A 19,696-nucleotide genomic window follows, 5' to 3' on the forward strand; every position below is an offset into this window, starting at 1 on the left:
GTTGGTCACTCAGTTTCAATTGAGACTCTAAATTTTTTGCCTTGCTTAGCGAACTAAGCTCGGCTGTTAGAACTCAATCTGTACGAGTGCCCACACAGATGATTGCTTTATATTGTTAAAGAACGCTGCGGTTAAAGTTAAACTTTATCTCGCTAGGGCTGCGCATATTACGCTTTCCTATCTTTTTGTCAACACTTAATTTTTAGTTTCTTTTAAAAGATTTCAAAGCTAAGTTTTACTCGACTTACTTACCGTTTGTTCAGCGCTTTTCATTGCTGCCTGCCGGGTCAGTGGATGCGCATTATAGGGATATTCTTGAGGCCGTCAACGCTTTATTTCAGTTTTATTAAATTAATTAACTATTTGCTCAAAAGGCATACAAACAAGGCGTTACAGCGTTATTTTCGCTTAAATTTTCAGCTATGAGAGCAACCAAGCTGCGCATACAGACCTGATCCATCTCATAGCTAAATAGCAATTATTAAACTGTTGCACTGTTATCTTTTTTAATTGGATTAAATGCGGCTATCGGATTGATTAATTTTCCTTCAAATTTAAGATTTTTTGCCGGATCTGCCAAATCTATCATTTGCTGATTATTACTTAACTGTAATCGGTTTAAACACGACAAGGTGAAATCAGCACTAAATAGATCGTACTTGATAAACTTATCTTTTAGTTCTGGGTGTGATTGTTGATAGCTAATTACACACTCTGCAACTTGTTGCCAAAAGTCTCGTTCTGAATAGTCGTTTTGCTGATCAAGGATATCAGCCACGAACCTAAAGAAACAATCAAACACATCTGTAAAAATTGACAGCACTTTTAATTCATCGGGCACATCCACAGTTAAGCGTTGAATATTATCCGCCAGTACTAAATCTTTATTAAGAATAGCTATCTCCTCGGCAATATCTTTCATTATTGCTTTGGCTGGAATGTTGTTCTCAAGTAACAGGATCAAGTTTTCACCATGAGGCATAAAGACTAAGTCATGGGAGTAGAAACAATGAAGGAGTGGATCTAAGTATGCTTTTAGATATTTAGCAATCCATATATGAGTACCTATCTTGGCTGATTTTATCAAAGCAGGTAATAACGCTTGTCCTTGATTATCTATATGCAGCAGCGACGCCATGGTCATTAAGCGCTGATTACTCTTTATCTTTGGCATTGGGCTTTCACGCCAAAGTGCAGAAAGCATTTTTCGATATGGGCTGTATTGATCGGTTGCGGCTTCTAGAGCGTGATTATAATAACCAATTGCTGCAACCTCACGCAGAATTGTAAAACCGGATTCAGCTAAGTACGGATCCTGTGATACTACTTGTGCTACCCAATCGTTAATTGCGGGAGTTGCACTCATATAATAAGGCGATAAACCACGCATGAATCCCATATTCAAAATTGACAGTGCGGTCTTTACATAGCGTTTATGCGGATGTGTTTTATTGAAAAAAGTACGAATAGACTGCTGCGGCTGATATTCATCTTCACTGTATCCTAAGCAAACCAAATGCTGATCAGCAATATCGTTAGAGAATAACGACGCGAGTTTATTAAACCACTGCCAAGGATGAACGGGGAAAAAGAAGTAATCGTCACTATTTACTCCACGCGCTAATAGCTTTTGCTTAAATGACTCTATGGTGTGCGTCGATAGCTCTTGCGTTATGAGTGTTTGATAATCTAAATCATCGGTGGTCGAAAACACCACTCTATCTTTATGCGCACCTAGCCAAACCAGCTGTAAGTGCGCGCCAGTCTCTGGTGCGTATTGGCGATAATCATTGGTATCAAACCCTATTCGACCATTGTTTGCTATAAAGCAAGGATGACCTTCCGTCATCGCACTCTCTACCTGTTGAAAATCCGCAGTGGTGAGTTGCTCGGCAGTCAATGCTGGCAGCTGATGCTTATAAGCACTGCCATATAAAGTACTGGCTATCTCTTCTAAATAAGTAGGCAGCATAGCTTGGCTGATACCTAAACTATGTTGTAACTCACAAATAAAGGCGATTGAATCGAGCTCGGCGACTTGGTTATCTATTTGTTTTTCAATTGAGCCTGCTGCTATATGCCAGTGATTCAAATACCCCAGCTTGGCTTTAAAGCGATAAACAATGGTTTCTTTGTCTGTACTGAGCTCAAAATATTGCCAATCTGCATCTTCATTGGTCAATTGCGGTTTTATCAGCCGCTCATGAGCAAACTCACTCAAAGCTTTGCGAACATGTAACCTATTTACATGCCGCCATAGCTGTGGCGTTAAATGACTGACGGCTTGCTCTGGGCTCAGGGGAATGTGCTTCATAGTATTATCCTTATTTAATGCGTGATAAAAGTTATCACGCGTGCAAAATGCGAGATGTGCGGTTTTATGAGTTAACCTAACCGCAGATTGATAACGAAAGCCGGCTTTAGTATTCAAACAATGAATTTTGTTATTGCGAATATCGGGTTCAACAATAACGCGCTGATTTTTGTCATTAGCAAAAATGAAATTCATCACCAGTTGAAACACCGACCAAGTAAAGCCATGCACCTTGTTATTGCTTTGGGCAATCAGAATGTGCATGCCAATATCACCTGCTTTGACGGGGTAATGATTACCTATTTCATCTAATAGAGGGTCATATAACTCAACTAAAAAACACGCGCTATTGTTTGCGTAGCCGATATAAATATCACTATGTGCTAACAGGCTTTGATATTCTTGCTGTAACTGCTCAATGGTAAATTCCTGCATGCCCCAAAACTGTGCATGAGGCTGAGTAACCCACTGGTGAATTAACGCGAGATCTTGTGCTAGGCTAAATGGCCTTAAGCTAAGCTCTGCGATATTAGTAAACTGCTGACAAAAAACAGCTGCTGTAATGGACATTATTGAGCCCTCGTGGTGGATGCCAGATTGGCGCAAGGAGTATGGCGTCGACTTTGCTTGCTCAGTAGCCATAAACAACAAGCGGATATAGCGAGCCCACCAGCGGCGACCCAAAAAGGTATTACTAAACCAGAGCTTTTAACCAGCAAACCCGCGCAGTAAGAAGCTAAAAGTACACCTAAGCTTTGGCAAAAACTGACTTTACTAAAATCTTCAGCGTACTTGTCTGGCGTACTCACTTGGTAAAGCAGCAGATCAAGACGCACAATAATAATGAATAGCGATAGACCGAACAGGCAGCGTCCTGCGATCACTACTAAGTAAAGAGGGCTGGCTTGTAATGCAACGCCTGTAATGATCAACATAAAGACAACTAATAAGTTGATGGGGTTGCGATTTGTTTGCTGCCGCCACTGATTAAAGCACAGCGCAAGCAATGCCATAAAAGCAGGGATAGAAAACACCATACTCGCGAGGACGATACTGGAGGTGTCGCTAATACTTTGCCAATATGCCGCAAAAAAAGGCCGGATCAAAAAAGCACTAAAGTAAAAGCACAACATAACAATGCCAAGTTGATATACAGGCCAACGACTTGATGAAGTGATTGATGTTTTTGCTACTGGAGGCGACTGATTTTTACTAGGCGCTAATCTTATGAGATAGGCGCACACAAAAACCTGAGTAAAATCGCTTAGAGCCATTATTAAAAATGCGGCTTTGCCAGGAAGAGCCGATAACACAAAGCCACCAGCAAGTGCGCCAAGTATGGCGCCAAAGTGCACCACAACACTAAGCATTGCAATCGTCGTAACGTGATTTGTTTTCGCTTCCAAGCTCATTAAGTATGGATAAACCAGTAAATAGCTAGCTTTAAAAGCAAACATAGCCATGGAGGAAAACCAAAACCAATTTAAGTCGCTAGCAAAAAAGCTACTGACACTAAATACACCCGCAGCAATTTGGCTATAAACCAATAAAGGTAGCACATTAATGTATTTACTAATGAAGGCCCAAATAGGAAAACAGACCATGACAACAAAGCAGCTGGCAGCAATGTAAGTGCCAACATAGGCAGGGTCACTTATATTAAATACCGCACTAAAGAAAGTAGGATAAAACGGCAATAACATTGAATCACTGAGCACTGCAAATACCGTTACCGCGATCAACAAAACTTTAAACTGCTTACTCATGCGCGAAACTGCTCTACTTCGTCGCTTAACTCATAATTGGGCGCAGCAAACTCCTGAAAAGCTATTTTACGTTCTATTGGATAATATTCATGTCCGGTGATCGCACGAATAATACAAGAGTTGCGATAACATGCCATGCCTAAATCAGGAGTCACAAAACCATGGGTGTGTTGCTCTGTATTTTGTACAAAAATACGTTGATGCTGCTTGTCTATTGAGTAATTACGAGCAACTTGATAAAGCCCCGCGTCGTCACTATCAATGCAATGACTGATCCCTGCTAAAAAGCTCGGTTGGTAAGACTGATAACCCGTTGCAAAAATAACGCTTTGGGTGTTTAGTGAATAACCTTGCTGCTGTTCAGTTTGCTCTAAGCTAAGTTCAAAACCCTGCTGGTGGCTCAGGTAGGTCATATCAATCAATGCCGAGTTTGTGTGCAAGCTTACTGGCAATTTAGCTGTTAGCCGTTTGCTATACAGCAAATCAAAAATATTGTTGATCAATTCGCTATTAATACCTTTATAGAGATTATGCTGACGACGATTTAACTGCTGGCGTTTTTGTTCTGGTAATTGATAAAAATAATCAACGTATTCTGGTGAGGTCATTTCTAACGTTAATTTAGTGTATTCGAGCGGGTAAAACCGTGAAGAACGAGTAAGCCAATTTAGTTGATAATTATGCTGATCAATCTCTTGTAATAAATCATAAAAAATCTCAGCGGCACTTTGCCCGCTACCAATAATGCTGATCGACTGTTTTTGCTGTAATTGACTTTTATTGGCTAAGTAGTTGCTAGAATGAATAACCCCCTCTTGCAACTTAAATGCTTGAGCACATTGAGGATGACGTGGCACCGGCCCGGTGCCTAACACTAAATGTTTAGCTAGATACACTTGTTCTGCTGTTTGTACTATATAAATATCTTCGTCTTGGCTGTACTCAACATGCTGAACCTCTGAATTAAAACGTATATTAGGCAGCTGCTTTGTTGCCCACTGGCAATACTGATTATATTCTTGGCGAAGTAAGAAAAAGTTTTCTCTAATATAAAAAGAATACAGTCGACCTTGCTGCTTTATATAGTTTAAAAAGCTATAAGGGCTAGTTGGGTCAGCAAGCGTTACCAAGTCAGACATAAAGGGGGTTTGTAAACTTACCTCAGGAAGCATCATGCCTGGATGCCAATTAAACTCAGCTTTTTTATCTAAAAAGAGACTGCTGACTCCATCAAGTGGCGCAGTTAAACATGCCAGACTTAAATTAAATGGCCCTAAACCAATACCAATAACATCATAAATGGACTTATCCATAGCTAACTTCCTCCAGTGCAAGACTTAAAGGAGCATGTTCGTTCGCTAAATCACTTGCTAAGTATTGATAACCATATTGCTTTATAAGCCTTACAACTTGCTGGATATCATTGATAGTGGTGGCACAGTTCAGTAAGGTGAACTTTAAATATTGTTTATCTGCTACCTTAGTTGCCGCGATCAACGCCTCACCTTGGCGAGATAACTGTTTACGAATATATTTATTTACGGCGTCCAATTCACTATCTGTAGCACCGCTATCGCCAACAAAACGAAATACCAGTGTACTTAACTGCGGCTGATGAATAATTTCAATATCTGCTTCAGAGGCTAATAACAAATAACCTTGTCGTGCTAAATGCATCACTTGTTCAAATGCTACACCTAAGTTTTGAGCTCCTACCGTACGCAGTGAAAACCACAACTTTAACGCATCAAAACGTCGTGTGGTTTGAATGCTCTTATTGCATAGATCTGGCGTTCCCGCTTGTTGCTGACTTAATGGGTTTAAATATTCGGCATGATAAGTAACAACTGATAGATGTTGCTTATCTTTTACAAAAAAAGCACTGCAGCTAACAGGCTGAAAAAATGACTTATGGTAATCAATAGTGACCGAATCTGCGCATTCAATACCCGCTAACTTGTGTTTATTATTGGGCGTTATTAATAAGCCCCCGCCATAAGCAGCATCAACATGAAGCCACGCACCACAGCGCTTAGCTATTTCAGCTATCTGCGTTAATGGATCGATACTACCAAAATCAGTTGTTCCAGCTGTTGCAACGATGGCCATAACGATATCGCCTTGTTGCTGACAGTCTTCGATTGCCTGATTTAAAGCGGTCATATCCATTCTAAAATATTCATCACACGGAACGCTTACAACAGCATCGTAACCAAGTCCTAAAATTGCGGCGGCTTTTTGAATACTAAAATGGCTAACTTTTGAGGTGAAAATTTTTAGTCGTTTAAAGTCGTGTGGTAAACCTTGCTGTTTATTAGTATGCCCTGCATATAACTGGCACTGAAAATCACGAGCTAACAACATCGCCATCAAATTAGATTGCGTACCACCACTGGTAAATACGCCATCAGCCAGCTCACCAAGCGCTAGTTTTGAGAGTGTCCAATCTACGATACTTTGTTCAATAAAAGTGGCACCACCACTTTGATCCCAGGTCTCTACAGCAGTATTAATCGAAGTAGCGAGCAATTCAGCAAGGATACTTTGATAAACAATCGGACAATTTAAATGCGCGAGATAGCGTGGATTATTAAAATAAACAGCATCTTTAAGATAAAGCTGAGCAACTTCTTCTAGTGCGTCCGGTATATCAAACAGCGGTTGATTAAGGTCAATACCAATAAATTTTTTAGCTAGCTCCTGCGGTAATATACCGCTAAATGGTTTTTGTTGTGTTGCGATTGTTTGCTCCAACAATTGCATAACCTGCTCAAGACCTATTTTAAAATTATCTATATTTTCCTTATTAAACATTGAATTAAGCATTGAACTTGCTTCATTAGTTGAAGCTTGCTGCTGTGAATCCGCCAGTAACACATTTAACTGAACCATGAGCACGATCACCTTTAATTGAAAATAATTGATAAATCTAAATGAGAATGTATACTAATCGCGTTTCCAATAGGGTGTCAATGGTTTAATTCTAGTAAAATTTAAGGAGTGATTGTGTTAAAAAAATCAATGTTTGGACTATCTGCAATATCATTATGTTTAATGAGTAACTATGGATTTGCTGCAGAAAAGCCAGCCGCAGACGACATAGAAAGTATTGAAGTATATGGAAAAAGTTATCGTTCAACAGGGACCAAATCGAGTTTGACGCCGATTGAATCGCCTATAAGTTTTGAGGTTTACGACAATAAATTACTAGAGTTACGCCAAGTAGATACCGTTAATGAAGCATTGCGCTATGTTTCTGGGATCACACCTGAAAATCGCAGTACAGTAACGATTTTTGACCAATATACGATTCGTGGTTTTGAAAGTTACCGTAATTTTTACGATGGTTTACCGCTGCAATACAACCTAGCTTATAACTTAGCTCCACAAGTAGATGCGTATGCAACACAAAGTGTCGAAATTTTAAAAGGCCCAGCATCGGTTTTATACGGATCGGCACCTCCAGGTGGCATGGTTAACCAAACAGCAAAAACGCCACAAGCATCCTCTGAGCACAATATTAGAGCCCGAATTGGTAGCAATAGCTTGGCTGAATTAGCTTTAGATAGCACAGGCGCTATTACCGACGGCGTTAATTATCGCTTTATTGCACTTGCCCGTAGCCGCGACGGCCAACAGCAAACAACCGAAGAAGAAAGAATCACCATTGCGCCCTCAGTAACTTTTGAGATAAGTGAGCAAACAAGCTTAAACCTTAACTTATATTATCAAGACGATCCTAAAATGGTGCCATCAACGCCATTACCCGCGAAAGGCACACTTTACGAAGCCAGTTACGGTAAGTTAGATGCTGATGCGTATGCTGGCGATGAAAACTGGGCTGAGTTTGCTCGTGAAGTCACTATGATCGGGTATAAATTAAATCATGAATTTTCAGATTCAATTTCGTTTTTACAAAACTTTCGTTATACCAATGCCGATGCCACGCAACAAAATAGCTATGACTTCGGCTTAGCGGATGCAGATAAAATTTTAACTCGTACTGCCTATAAAACCATTGAAGACGCGGAAGGCTTCGTGGTTGATAACCAACTCGCTGTGCAATTTGGTTTAGCGAAGACTAATCATCAGCTATTATTTGGCTTTGAATATCAAGCCCTTGATTCTACATTTGACTATGCCGATACTTTTGGTGCAAATACGCCAACACTTGATTTATCAAATCCAGATCACAGCCAGTTTAATGCAGCTACTACAGCCGCTTTAGATAGCTATCGTCAATTTAGCCGTTTAGAGCAATCTCAACGCGGTTTTTATCTTCAAGATGAGATAAAGCTCGATGCGCTGACAGTGATTGCTGGCCTTCGTTATGATAATTACTACAGTGTTACAGATGATACGAAAAGCGGTATATCTAGTAGTCAAGAAATCGATCAAAGCGATACCACTTTTCGTATGGCAGCAATTTATACCTTTGATAATAACATTGCTCCTTATGCCAGTTACTCAGAATCATTCGAGCCCACTTCGGGGGTAGATACCTTAACTGGCAAAGCATTTAAACCAACGACCGCAGAGCAAATTGAAGTCGGGATGAAATATCACAACAATGATGCAACAACTAAAGTAACCGCGGCCTTTTTTGATTTGCGCAAACAAGATGTGGTGGTTAACACTCCAGACTTTATGAAATACACACAAAATGGTGAAGTACAATCGAAGGGTTTTGAGATCAGTGTTTATCAGCAACTCACAGACACTCTTGATGTTACTGTAAATCTAACAGATATGGATGTTGAGGTAATAGATAATCCACAAAACCCGGCATTGGAAGGTAAAACACCAATTTGGGTAGCTGAGCAACAAGCCTCAATGTGGTTAAATTACTTCTTTAACGATGCACTGGAATTTAATGGCGGTGTACGTTATGTCGGTGAAAGTCAGTTAGATGCCTTAAATTCCGATACAGTACCGGGTTATACCTTGCTTGATGCTGCCGCTAGCTATCGTTTTAACGACAGCTATAAAATCGGTTTAGCCGTGAGTAACTTAACAGACAAACGTTATGTGGGTGCTTGTTTTGATATAAATGGCTGTTGGATGGGCGCTGAGCGCAGTGTTGAGCTTAGTTTAAACGCCTCATTTTAAGTATCTAAACTCGTTATGAACGCTGAACAACTCGCCCTTAGTAAGCTGTTAAATCTTGCTAAGGGCTACCACAGTGCTTTAAAAGTACCAGAACAATCAACAGATTGGCTCGATATACAATCGAGTTCATTGCTGGTTGCAAGGTTACACCAGTATTGGCAGCAGCAATACCCCGCTGCTGGGCGCAGTTATTGGGCAATCAAAAGCTGGGGAATGCTGTATTGGCAACCTGTCTATTTAGCGCTTATCAGCGTTCATGAACTTAATATGAGCTTTTCTTTGCAAAACTTTAAGCAACACTATCAGCAAGGTGTTATTGCAGGGCTGCAACTATCCACTATAAAAGCGCAGTACCATCAAAACCAGCAACAGGCAGTAACGGATATGGCTGCCCACTTGAAACGCTATGTTGTTAAGTTACTCACAGATTTAAACCTCGTTGCAAGGCTTAATGAGCGTTTGGCGATGTCCTTATTAGCTGACACGCTATTAGCAATACTACTACTTCATGCAAAGCGAAAGCCGCAGTTTAATATTCATGTAATGGCAGCGCACTGGTTGCATGCTCTCGATATCTCAGAGGCGGGGGAGTTTATTATGCTTACAGCTTGCTCAGACTCATTAGCATTAACGCGAAAAACATGTTGTTTGCATTACCAAATAGGTAATGTTGCAAAGTGCGCTAATTGCCCAAAACAACCTCAGCAAATTAAAGTTCAACGGATGCAACAGGAGTTAATAGCAGTATGTTACAGCTAAATAAAAAGCAAAAAGCGAGTATAAACTCGCTTTTCTAGCTAAGGTAAACACTACTGCGCTTACTTTTTAACTGGGCGTTTCCAACCGGTTAAGTTGCGCTGTTTTGAACGTGCGATTGCTAGCTGTTCATTTTCAACTGTGCTGGTGATCACAGAACCTGCACCAACTGTTGCTGTTGCGCCAATGTTTACCGGTGCAACAAGCGATGAGTTAGAGCCAATAAAGGCATTATCACCAATAATGGTTTTGGCTTTATTTACGCCATCATAGTTACAGGTAATAGTACCGGCACCAATATTTACTTTTTCGCCAATTTCAGCATCGCCTAAGTAAGAAAGATGATTTGCTTTAGAGCCTTTGCCTAAACGGGTTTTTTTCATCTCAACAAAGTTACCAATATGCGAGTCTTCTTCCATAATCGCACCTGGGCGCAGACGTGCATAAGGCCCCAAAGTACACTTGTCGGCTACGCTTGCATCATCAATTAAGGTATTAGCTTTAATAATTACGTTATCGCCAATCGTACAATTTTTAAGTACGCAGTTAGGGCCAATTTCAACGTTATTACCAAGAGTAACTTTACCTTCAAAAATAACGTTTACGTCAATTAATACATCTTCACCCGTTGTCACTTCGCCGCGTACATCAATGCGAGCAGGATCGGCAAGCGTTGCACCATTAAGCATTAACTGTTCGGCTTGCCACGACTGATATGCGCGTTCAAGGCCTGCAAGTTGTACGCGGTTATTTGCACCTTCAACTTCCATTGGATGATCTGGTTGTGCTGAGCTTATCTCTACACCTTCACTGTGCGCCATTGCGACTATATCTGTGAGGTAGTATTCACCTTGCGCGTTTTCGTTAGATAAGTTGCCTAACCAGCTTTTCAGCAGTTTACCGTTTACAGCCATAATGCCAGTGTTTACTTCGTTAATAAGTAATTGCTCTGCGCTTGCATCTTTTTGTTCAACAATACCCACTAGCTTGCCATCAACACGTAACATACGGCCATAACCATTAGGGTTAGCTAAATTAACAGTAAGCACGGCTAAGCCGTTTTTAGGTGTGGCAGCGAGTAAACGCTCAAGGGTTGATTGCTTTGTCAGTGGTACGTCACCGTATAAAACCAATACAGTGTCTTCATCATTAATATGTGGGTTTGCTTGTGCCACTGCATGGCCAGTACCAAGCTGCTCAGCTTGAAGTACCCAGTTTACATCGTTGTCAGCAAGTTGTTGTTGTAATAATTCGCCGCCATGACCAAAAACTAAGTTAGTAGATGTCGCACCGAGTGCTTTAGCATTATCGATAACGTGTTGCACCATAGGTTTACCGGCAACTTTATGCAGCACCTTAGGTAGAGCAGAGCGCATACGAGTACCTTTACCCGCAGCAAGAATTACAGTAGTAAGTGACATTAAAACAATTTCCTTCTTTCTTTGTTTTATTGAAATAAATAAGCGCGTGTAAATTCAAAAAGATTACGTAAGTCACATCATGTGCACTTACTCAATGGCAATCTAGCAGTAGCCACTGAATCTAAGCTGAAATCACAACTTGCTTTGTATTAGTTATATTGTAACGGGGATCGATGAAGGATATAAGTAAAAATAATGATAAAGAGCTGTAAAAGTAGAGTTTAGAAAAATGATAGCGTTCTAATAAAATAACAATGCAGTATATTTCAAGCACAAAAAAGCCCACATAAAGTGGGCTTTTTGAAAACCAGATAGGCTTACTTTTTACGTAATTGCTGAATAACGCGTAGCTGTGCAATTGCTTCTGCAAGTTGTACTGCTGCTTGTTGATAATCTAATTCAGCGGCTGAAGAATTCGCCATTTGCGCTTCAGCTTCACGTTTAGCTGCTTCTGTTGCTTGTTCGTCAAGGTCTTCACCACGAACCGCTACATCAGCCAAAATAGTCACTATGTTCGGTTGCACTTCTAGAGTACCACCAGCAACATACATTACTTCTTCGTGACCAAATTGCTTTACTAAACGTACCATACCAGGTTTAAGGGCAGTCAATAGTGGCGCATGTCCTGGGTTTACACCTAGTTCACCTTCACTACCGCTTACTTGAATCGATTCAACCAGACCAGAGAATAACTTCCGCTCTGCGCTTACTACGTCAAGATGTACAGTCATAGCTGCCATACTACCCTCCTAATTACATGTTTTTGGCTTTTTCTTGAGCTTCTTCGATAGAGCCAACCATGTAGAACGCTTGCTCTGGCATATCATCAAATTCACCGTTTAAGATGCCTTTGAAGCCAGCAATTGTGTCTTTAAGTGACACGTATTTACCCGGTGATCCTGTGAAAACCTCTGCCACGAAGAATGGCTGAGATAGGAAACGTTGGATTTTACGTGCACGAGATACAAGTTGCTTATCTTCGTCAGAAAGCTCGTCCATACCTAGGATTGCAATGATGTCTTTAAGTTCTTTATAACGCTGAAGAACTGTCTGAACGCCACGTGCTGTATCGTAGTGCTCTTGACCAATTACTAATGGATCAAGTTGACGTGAAGATGAATCAAGTGGGTCTACCGCTGGGTAGATACCAAGTGACGCGATATCACGCGAAAGTACTACTGTTGCATCTAAGTGAGCAAACGTTGTTGCTGGAGATGGATCCGTTAAATCATCCGCAGGTACGTATACCGCTTGGATTGAAGTGATTGAACCCGTCTTAGTAGATGCGATACGCTCTTGCAGTACACCCATTTCTTCAGCAAGTGTAGGCTGGTAACCTACCGCTGATGGCATACGACCAAGAAGTGCAGATACTTCAGTACCAGCAAGTGTGTAACGGTAGATGTTATCTACGAAGAAAAGTACGTCGCGACCTTCGTCACGGAACTTTTCAGCCATAGTAAGACCTGTTAACGCTACGCGTAAACGGTTACCTGGAGGCTCATTCATCTGACCGTATACAAGCGATACTTTATCAAGTACGTTTGAATCGTTCATTTCATGGTAGAAATCGTTACCCTCACGAGTACGCTCACCAACACCGGCGAATACTGAGTAGCCGCTGTGCTCGATTGCGATGTTACGAATAAGTTCCATCATGTTTACGGTTTTACCAACACCGGCACCACCGAATAAACCAACTTTACCACCTTTAGCGAATGGACATACAAGGTCGATTACCTTGATACCAGTTTCTAAAAGTTCTACTGAACTTGATTGCTCTTCGTATGAAGGCGCTGCACGGTGAATAGACATACGGTCTTCTTCGCCGATTGGACCAGCTTCATCGATTGGCTCACCAAGTACGTTCATGATACGACCAAGCGTTGCTTTACCAACTGGAACTTGAATCGCTTCACCTGTGTTTGATACTAATGCACCACGGCGTAAACCGTCAGTAGTACCTAGTGCGATAGTACGTACCACACCGCCACCTAGCTGTTGTTGAACTTCTAGAGTCAAACCAGCTAAATCGCCATCTGTTATTTTTAACGCGTCATATACGGCTGGCACGCTGTCTTGTGAAAATTCAATATCCACAACGGCGCCGATAATTTGGACGACCTTACCTAAACTCATGTCTATTCCTCTCGTTAATCTTTGCCCGAAGCATTAAACTGCTGCTGAACCAGAACAAATCTCACTAATTTCTTGTGTGATTGCCGCTTGGCGAGCCTTGTTATAAACAAGCTGTAACTCATCCATAAGGTCGCCTGCGTTATCAGTTGCAGCTTTCATTGCAACCATACGGGCGGCCTGTTCAGAGGCAGCATTTTCAACTACACCTTGGTATACTTGAGATTCCACAAAACGAACCATTAATGTATCCAAAATTGCTTTTGGATCTGGTTCGTAAATGTAATCCCAACGGTGTGCAAGTTCTTTGCTTTCGTCTTTTGGCAAAGGCAACAACTGATCGATTGTTGGCTCTTGCTTCATGGTATTTACAAACTTGTTGTAAACCACATACAAGCGGTCTAATTTGCCTTCATTGAATGCTTCTAGCATTACTTTTACCGGACCAATTACGTCGGTAATAGAAGGCGCATCGCCTAACCCTGATTTTTTGGCAAGTACTGTTCCACCAAAACGGTTAAAGAAAGTGCCGGCTTTTGAGCCCATAACTGCGAAATCTGCAGAAACACCTTTTTCTTTCCACGCTTTGATATCTAAAGATACTTTCTTAAACTCATTAGAGTTTAAGCCACCACATAAACCACGGTCGGTAGAAATGACGATATAACCAACGCGCTTGACCTCACGCTCTTCCATATATGGATGGCGATATTCAAGGTTAGCATTAGCAACATGACCGATCACTTTGCGTAAATTTTCAGCGTACGGACGGCTTGAAGCCACTCGTTCCTGTGCCTTTTTCATTTTAGACGCAGCAACCATTTCCATAGCGCTAGTGATCTTTTGAGTATTTTTAATACTACCGATCTTGCTTTTAATCTCTTTTCCGCTGGCCATGACTCTTTCTCCGAATCAAGGTGTGCTTTAGCGAACTAAAGCGCACCATTTATAACTAAATTACCAAGTTTGCGTAGATTTAAACTTCTCTAGAAGTTCTTTAAGCTGCGCTTCGATCTCGGCATTGTAGTTACCAGTTTCATTGATTTGAGCCATAAGCTCTGCGTATGTGCTGTTTGCATAAGAAAGTAACCCAGCTTCGAAATCCATGATTTTAACGATTTCGATATCTTGAAGGTAACCTTTCTCTGCTGCAAATAACGACAAAGACATTTCAGCAACAGACATTGGCGCGTACTGTTTCTGCTTCATTAGCTCTGTTACACGCTCACCATGCTCAAGTTGAGCACGAGTTGCATCATCAAGGTCAGACGCGAACTGCGAGAACGCAGCTAATTCACGATACTGAGCTAGGGCTAGACGAATACCGCCACCTAGTTTCTTAACGATTTTAGTTTGTGCAGCACCACCAACACGCGATACCGAGATACCAGCATTTACTGCCGGACGGATACCTGAGTTGAATAAGTCAGTTTCTAAGAAGATCTGACCATCGGTGATAGAGATAACGTTAGTCGGTACGAACGCAGAAACGTCGCCGCCTTGAGTTTCAATGATTGGCAATGCCGTCAATGAACCTGTTTTACCTTTCACTTCACCATTGGTGAACTTTTCAACGTACTCAGCGTTTACACGCGATGCACGCTCAAGAAGACGAGAGTGAAGATAGAATACGTCACCTGGGTATGCTTCACGACCTGGTGGACGCTTAAGTAGCAATGAGATTTGACGGTAAGCAACTGCTTGCTTAGATAAATCATCATATACGATTAATGCGTTTTCACCACGGTCACGGAAGTATTCACCCATAGTACAGCCCGCGAACGGTGCTAAGTACTGAAGTGCCGCAGACTCAGAAGCAGATGCAACAACTACGATAGTATTTGCTAATGCACCGTGCTCTTCTAATTTACGTACTACGTTAGCAATAGTAGATGCTTTTTGACCAATCGCTACGTACACACACTTAACGCCTGTGTCTTTTTGATTGATGATTGCATCGATTGCTAGTGCAGTTTTACCTGTTTGGCGGTCACCGATCACAAGTTCACGTTGACCACGACCCACTGGGATCATCGCATCGATAGATTTATAACCAGTTTGTACTGGCTCATCTACTGATTTACGTTCGATTACACCCGGTGCAATTTTTTCTACAGGTTCAAAACCGTCGTTATCTAAAGCGCCTTTACCGTCGATAGGTGCACCTAGTGTGTTTACAACACGACCAAGTAAACCAGCACCAACAGGAACTTCTAAGATACGACCAGTTGTGTATACTTTTACGCCTTCTGTAAGGTCAGCGTATGGACCCATTACTACTGCACCAATTGAGTCACGCTCAAGGTTTAGTGCGATAGCATAACGGTTGCCTGGAAGCTCAATCATTTCACCTTGCATACAGTCAGCAAGACCGTGGATGCGAATGATACCGTCAGTAACAGATACAATTGTACCTTCGTTACGAGCTTCACTTACAACTTCGAACTTCTCAATACGTTGTTTGATCAGATCAGAAATTTCAGTGGAATTAAGTTGCATGCTCTTCTTCCCAATTACGATTGTAGTGTAGTGGCTAAACGGTTTAATTTACCGCGAACAGTGCCGTCGATTACTGTGTCTCCAGCCTTAATCATAAGGCCACCAACAAGTGATTCGTCAACACTACAATTCAGCTTAACTTTGCGTGCGAAACGTTTTTCAAGTGCCGCTACCAGTGTTTCTTGCTGCGTTGCAGCAAGGGTTGTTGCAGAGGTGATGTCAACATCAATCTCTTTATCGTAATCTGCTTTAAAAGCAGAGAACAATTGTGCAACAGCTGGTAGGGCGGTCAAACGTCCATTTTCAGCCATCACCTTTACAAGGTTTTGACCGTATTCGTTGAGTTGCTCTGCACAAACAGAAATAACAATTTCTGATTGCTTATCAGCAGAGGCGCTTCCAGTTAGGAATTGAGCGACTTGTTCATTTTTCGCCACTTCTGAAGCAAAAAACAACATATCATTCCAACTCTCAACTACGCCTTTTTCAACGGCAAATTCAAAGGCCGCTTTAGCGTATGGGCGAGCGATTGTAGTCAATTCAGACATGCTCAGACCCTCCTATTAAAGCTCAGCTACAAGTTTTTCAACAATGTCGCTGTGCGCGGCTTCATTGATTTCGCGCTCTAGAATCTTCTGTGCGCCGATAACCGCTAAAGTAGCAACTTGCTTACGCAGTTCTTCTTTAACACGGTTACGCTCGGCTTCAATTTCAGAATGACCTTGAGCAATGATGTTTTCGCGCTCGTCGTGACCACGAGATGTCTCTTCGTCTACGATTTGCGTTGCACGCTTCTTAGCTTGCTCGATGATTTCAGCAGCTTGTGATTTAGCTTCTTTAAGTTCTGCAGTTGCTTTTTTACGAGCAAGTTCAAGATCTTTTTCAGCTTTATCAGAGGCCGCTAAACCATCTTCAATTTTTTTCTGGCGAGCTTCAATAGCACCGTTAAGTGGTGGCCACACAAACTTCATGCAGAACCAAACAAAAACGATAAATGCTATTAATTCGCCGAGTAGAGTAAGGTTTAAACTCACAACCACTCCTCCTTAGTCAATAGTTGATCGCGGATAAAGTATTTTTTCAATATTAAAGTGCGAACAACATGTATAGACCAATACCTACACCGATCATCGCGATAGCATCGATAAGACCCGCTACGATGAACATTTTAACTTGTAGTTGTGGTGCAAGCTCAGGTTGACGAGCAGCAGACTCAAGGAATTTACCACCTAAGTTACCAAAACCGATAGCAGTACCTAAAGCACCAAAACCGATAAGTAACGCTACAGCGATATATTTAAGACCTAGTACGATTTCCATTGTTTTCTCCGATTAATTTTCAAAGTTTAAAGTTTAAGTAAAAAAATCTTTATTGAACTGACGTCTGATTAATGATCAGTTGACGCCATGCTCAGGTATACAATTGTTAGCATCATGAAGATGAATGCTTGCAATACGATTACGAGAATGTGGAACACAGCCCATACGAAGTGCAGTGGTAATTGGAATAAGCCAATCGCTGCAATCAGAATGAAGATCAATTCACCTGCGTATAAGTTACCAAATAAACGTAGTGCCAATGAGATTGGCTTAGCAAACAAGGTTACTAGCTCTAGTAACAAGTTTACTGGAATAAATAGTGCTTGAACCACTGGGTTCTTAACGTTAAACGGTTGTAATGTAAGTTCTTTAACAAAACCCATAACGCCTTTAACGCGAATCGAATAAAAGATGATAAGTGCGAATACACCTAAACCCATTGCTAACGTTAAGTTAAGATCGGTTGTAGGTACCACTTTCATATAAGTATGCGATTGACCGCTTGAAATAACATCCCAAGACTCACCACTAATCAATGCCGCAGCAGTTGGTAGGAAATCAACAGGTATTAAATCCATTAAGTTCATCAAGAATACCCAGACAAAAATTGTCAGAGCAAGAGGGGCAATTAGTTTACTTTTACCGTGAAAGGTATCTTTCACGTTAGAGTCAACGAATTCTACGACCATCTCGATAAAGCACTGAAATTTACCAGGAACACCAAGCGTTGCTTTATTCGCAGCGCGCTTGAAGATCCATAGAAAGATCAATCCTAAACCGATAGACCATGCTAGGGTATCGACATTAAGTACCATCCACCAATTGTTAGGGTCGTCGGATAGACGCACCTGACCGTTGGTTAGGTGGTGCTTGATGTAACCCGTTAGAGTTAGCTCTTCACCTGCAGCCATGTTATATCCCAAAAGTTAATGATTAAAAAAAACTGGCGCGAACAATCCAACGAACATCACTAATATAAAACTACAAAAAAATGGCAAAAAGACTACCGGATACAGTTTAAATATCAGCGCAAACAAAAAGATTGTTAGCAAAAATTTTAATCCGTTGCCGCGTTTAAACGAGGCAAACACTTGTTTTGCTTTACTAGCACCCATATAACGGAATGCATAGATAACAAATACAAAATTAGGGAGCACCGCTACAGTGCCTCCAGCGATAGCTGAAAGGCCGGCATCTACTCCCCAACCAACAAAAATGATTACAGCAGCAACTAATGCTACAACACCCTGAAGACATATTAATTTTAATGCGGCAAGCCGATATGGCCTCGCTAACTTATTTGTCACGTTTAGTTAACCTTAGTGGCAATCTAATTGTCAGGGCATGAAAACTGGCGAAATTATACTGATTCCTACCAGTTTTGCAACTTGAGTCGGTGTATTGTGGTGCAAATTTGCGACGAATGTCTCTTTTTGGACATGATATTTATTAATGCTCGGAATTCTCTGCATTTATACGGCTTAAAATTCCATCTAACTCTTCTAAGTTAGTATACGAAATAACTAAGTTTCCTTTGCCTTTTTTGTTGTAGTTAATTTCAACTTTAGCACCCAAGTTTTCGGCTAATTGTTGTTCTAACTGTTTGACATCTGGATCTTTTTCGAAGGTTTCTTTTTTAGGGGCAGGTTCAATAATTGAACGAACTAATTTTTCTGTTTCGCGTACAGTTAAAGCCTTTGCTACAGCCAGTCGAGCAGCATCAGATTGTGCTTCACCTTCAAGGGCTAATAAACAACGCGCATGCCCCATTTCAATATCGCCATGTTCCAACAATATTTTAACATCATCATTAAGATTATTTAGTCGTAATAAATTAGTTACCGTCGTGCGTGATTTGCCTACGGCATCTGCCACTTGTTGGTGAGTTAATTCAAACTCAGTTAACAAACGGTGCAATGCAACCGCTTCTTCCATGGCATTTAGATCTTCGCGTTGAATATTTTCAATCAATGCGATGGCCACCGCAGCTTCATCAGGCACATCTTTAATGATACATGGTACTACGTCTAGCTTAGCTATTTGTGCAGCACGCCAGCGACGTTCACCAGCAATTATCTCATAACTGTTTTCTGCTACTGGACGAACTACAATTGGCTGAATAATCCCTTGCGATCGAATTGAGCTTGCTAGCTCTTCAAGCGCTTCTTCGGACATGTCTTTACGTGGCTGATATTTACCTGAGTGTAAAAACTCAATCGGTAGCTTTTGCAGTTCACTACTGGTTGGCTGAACAATTACATCCTGCTCACTCACGTTGGGTTGTTCAGTGCGGGCACTCGGTGCTGGTTTTGACGAGCTTAATAAAGCATCGAGTCCTCGGCCTAAACCGCGTTTTTTAGCAGACATGTTCTTTT

The 19,696-nt window shown here is 41.3% G+C and carries 17 protein-coding genes; 2 read left to right on the plus strand and 15 right to left on the minus strand.

Features of this window, described 5'->3' with window-relative positions; all coding sequences use genetic code 11:
* Positions 1-481: 481 nt before the first annotated feature.
* Genes H5180_RS21805 through H5180_RS21820 form a run of 4 tightly spaced genes read right to left on the minus strand, consistent with a single transcriptional unit; the run spans position 482 to position 6,972 of the window.
* Positions 482-2,884 carry a GNAT family N-acetyltransferase gene (locus tag H5180_RS21805; protein WP_182759102.1) on the minus strand — a complete coding sequence of 801 codons (2,403 nt, stop codon included), beginning with the start codon at positions 2,882-2,884 and terminating at the stop codon, positions 482-484.
* Positions 2,884-4,080: an MFS transporter gene (locus H5180_RS21810; RefSeq protein ID WP_182759103.1), complete on the minus strand. Its 1,197-nt coding sequence runs from the start codon at positions 4,078-4,080 to the stop codon at positions 2,884-2,886. The genes H5180_RS21805 and H5180_RS21810 overlap by 1 nt, the downstream gene beginning before the upstream one ends.
* Positions 4,077-5,393 (minus strand): lysine N(6)-hydroxylase/L-ornithine N(5)-oxygenase family protein, encoded by a 1,317-nt coding sequence (locus tag H5180_RS21815; protein WP_182759104.1) that lies wholly within the window; start codon positions 5,391-5,393, stop codon positions 4,077-4,079. The genes H5180_RS21810 and H5180_RS21815 overlap by 4 nt, the downstream gene beginning before the upstream one ends.
* On the minus strand, positions 5,386-6,972 hold the full coding sequence (locus tag H5180_RS21820; RefSeq protein ID WP_259398814.1) for an aspartate aminotransferase family protein: 1,587 nt from the start codon (positions 6,970-6,972) through the stop codon (positions 5,386-5,388). Before H5180_RS21820 ends, H5180_RS21815 begins: the two co-directional genes overlap by 8 nt.
* A 129-nt stretch (positions 6,973-7,101) precedes the next feature.
* On the opposite strand from H5180_RS21820, the gene H5180_RS21825 reads away from it, so the two are divergent.
* Positions 7,102-9,189, plus strand: coding sequence for a TonB-dependent siderophore receptor (locus H5180_RS21825; RefSeq protein ID WP_182759108.1), 2,088 nt, complete (start codon positions 7,102-7,104; stop codon positions 9,187-9,189).
* A 15-nt stretch (positions 9,190-9,204) separates the two neighbouring features.
* The gene (locus H5180_RS21830; protein WP_145241675.1) at positions 9,205-9,948 is read left to right on the plus strand and encodes a siderophore ferric iron reductase; all 744 of its coding nucleotides are present in this window, start codon (positions 9,205-9,207) and stop codon (positions 9,946-9,948) included.
* A 59-nt stretch (positions 9,949-10,007) separates the two neighbouring features.
* Here H5180_RS21830 and glmU read toward each other — a convergent pair whose 3' ends face one another.
* From glmU to H5180_RS21885, 11 genes are all read right to left on the minus strand, one after another.
* Positions 10,008-11,366 (minus strand): bifunctional UDP-N-acetylglucosamine diphosphorylase/glucosamine-1-phosphate N-acetyltransferase GlmU, encoded by a 1,359-nt coding sequence (glmU, locus tag H5180_RS21835; RefSeq protein WP_182718519.1) that lies wholly within the window; start codon positions 11,364-11,366, stop codon positions 10,008-10,010.
* Between the two features lie 317 nt (positions 11,367-11,683).
* A complete protein-coding gene (locus H5180_RS21840; protein ID WP_145241679.1) occupies positions 11,684-12,106 on the minus strand; it encodes a F0F1 ATP synthase subunit epsilon in 423 nt (140 codons plus the stop codon).
* 13 nt (positions 12,107-12,119) lie between these two features.
* Entirely contained in the window at positions 12,120-13,505 is a 1,386-nt protein-coding gene (gene atpD / locus H5180_RS21845; protein WP_145241681.1) for a F0F1 ATP synthase subunit beta, read from the minus strand.
* Positions 13,506-13,538: 33 nt separating this feature from the next.
* On the minus strand, positions 13,539-14,399 hold the full coding sequence (atpG, locus tag H5180_RS21850; RefSeq protein WP_145241683.1) for a F0F1 ATP synthase subunit gamma: 861 nt from the start codon (positions 14,397-14,399) through the stop codon (positions 13,539-13,541).
* Between the two features lie 60 nt (positions 14,400-14,459).
* Positions 14,460-16,001: a F0F1 ATP synthase subunit alpha gene (gene atpA / locus H5180_RS21855; RefSeq protein ID WP_145241685.1), complete on the minus strand. Its 1,542-nt coding sequence runs from the start codon at positions 15,999-16,001 to the stop codon at positions 14,460-14,462.
* Between the two features lie 14 nt (positions 16,002-16,015).
* Positions 16,016-16,549 carry a F0F1 ATP synthase subunit delta gene (gene atpH, locus H5180_RS21860; protein ID WP_145241687.1) on the minus strand — a complete coding sequence of 178 codons (534 nt, stop codon included), beginning with the start codon at positions 16,547-16,549 and terminating at the stop codon, positions 16,016-16,018.
* Between the two features lie 15 nt (positions 16,550-16,564).
* Complete coding sequence (gene atpF / locus H5180_RS21865; protein ID WP_145241689.1) at positions 16,565-17,035, minus strand: F0F1 ATP synthase subunit B; 471 nt, start codon at positions 17,033-17,035, stop codon at positions 16,565-16,567.
* Positions 17,036-17,087: 52 nt separating this feature from the next.
* A complete protein-coding gene (gene atpE / locus H5180_RS21870) occupies positions 17,088-17,321 on the minus strand; it encodes a F0F1 ATP synthase subunit C (protein WP_009838908.1) in 234 nt (77 codons plus the stop codon).
* A gap of 68 nt (positions 17,322-17,389) precedes the next feature.
* On the minus strand, positions 17,390-18,232 hold the full coding sequence (gene atpB, locus H5180_RS21875) for a F0F1 ATP synthase subunit A (protein ID WP_145241691.1): 843 nt from the start codon (positions 18,230-18,232) through the stop codon (positions 17,390-17,392).
* Positions 18,233-18,247: 15 nt separating this feature from the next.
* Complete coding sequence (locus H5180_RS21880) at positions 18,248-18,628, minus strand: ATP synthase subunit I (protein ID WP_182759105.1); 381 nt, start codon at positions 18,626-18,628, stop codon at positions 18,248-18,250.
* 142 nt (positions 18,629-18,770) lie between these two features.
* Positions 18,771-19,688, minus strand: coding sequence for a ParB/RepB/Spo0J family partition protein (locus H5180_RS21885; RefSeq protein ID WP_145241695.1), 918 nt, complete (start codon positions 19,686-19,688; stop codon positions 18,771-18,773).
* Positions 19,689-19,696: the final 8 nt, after the last annotated feature.

The organism is Pseudoalteromonas sp. SR41-4 (genome assembly GCF_014163985.1).
In the GTDB taxonomy this organism is placed as follows: domain Bacteria; phylum Pseudomonadota; class Gammaproteobacteria; order Enterobacterales; family Alteromonadaceae; genus Pseudoalteromonas; species Pseudoalteromonas rhizosphaerae.

Excerpts from the sequence above, each read along its gene's own strand:
- H5180_RS21805 (WP_182759102.1), bottom strand. The coding sequence starts at position 2,884 with ATGTCCATTACAGCAGCTGTTTTTTGTCAGCAGTTTACTAATATCGCA.
- H5180_RS21810 (WP_182759103.1), bottom strand. The coding sequence starts at position 4,080 with ATGAGTAAGCAGTTTAAAGTTTTGTTGATCGCGGTAACGGTATTTGCA.
- H5180_RS21815 (WP_182759104.1), bottom strand. The coding sequence starts at position 5,393 with ATGGATAAGTCCATTTATGATGTTATTGGTATTGGTTTAGGGCCATTT.
- H5180_RS21820 (WP_259398814.1), bottom strand. The coding sequence starts at position 6,972 with ATGGTTCAGTTAAATGTGTTACTGGCGGATTCACAGCAGCAAGCTTCA.
- H5180_RS21825 (WP_182759108.1), top strand. The coding sequence starts at position 7,102 with ATGTTTGGACTATCTGCAATATCATTATGTTTAATGAGTAACTATGGA.
- H5180_RS21830 (WP_145241675.1), top strand. The coding sequence starts at position 9,205 with ATGAACGCTGAACAACTCGCCCTTAGTAAGCTGTTAAATCTTGCTAAG.
- glmU (WP_182718519.1), bottom strand. The coding sequence starts at position 11,366 with ATGTCACTTACTACTGTAATTCTTGCTGCGGGTAAAGGTACTCGTATG.
- H5180_RS21840 (WP_145241679.1), bottom strand. The coding sequence starts at position 12,106 with ATGGCAGCTATGACTGTACATCTTGACGTAGTAAGCGCAGAGCGGAAG.
- atpD (WP_145241681.1), bottom strand. The coding sequence starts at position 13,505 with ATGAGTTTAGGTAAGGTCGTCCAAATTATCGGCGCCGTTGTGGATATT.
- atpG (WP_145241683.1), bottom strand. The coding sequence starts at position 14,399 with ATGGCCAGCGGAAAAGAGATTAAAAGCAAGATCGGTAGTATTAAAAAT.
- atpA (WP_145241685.1), bottom strand. The coding sequence starts at position 16,001 with ATGCAACTTAATTCCACTGAAATTTCTGATCTGATCAAACAACGTATT.
- atpH (WP_145241687.1), bottom strand. The coding sequence starts at position 16,549 with ATGTCTGAATTGACTACAATCGCTCGCCCATACGCTAAAGCGGCCTTT.
- atpE (WP_009838908.1), bottom strand. The coding sequence starts at position 17,321 with ATGGAAATCGTACTAGGTCTTAAATATATCGCTGTAGCGTTACTTATC.
- atpB (WP_145241691.1), bottom strand. The coding sequence starts at position 18,232 with ATGGCTGCAGGTGAAGAGCTAACTCTAACGGGTTACATCAAGCACCAC.
- H5180_RS21885 (WP_145241695.1), bottom strand. The coding sequence starts at position 19,688 with ATGTCTGCTAAAAAACGCGGTTTAGGCCGAGGACTCGATGCTTTATTA.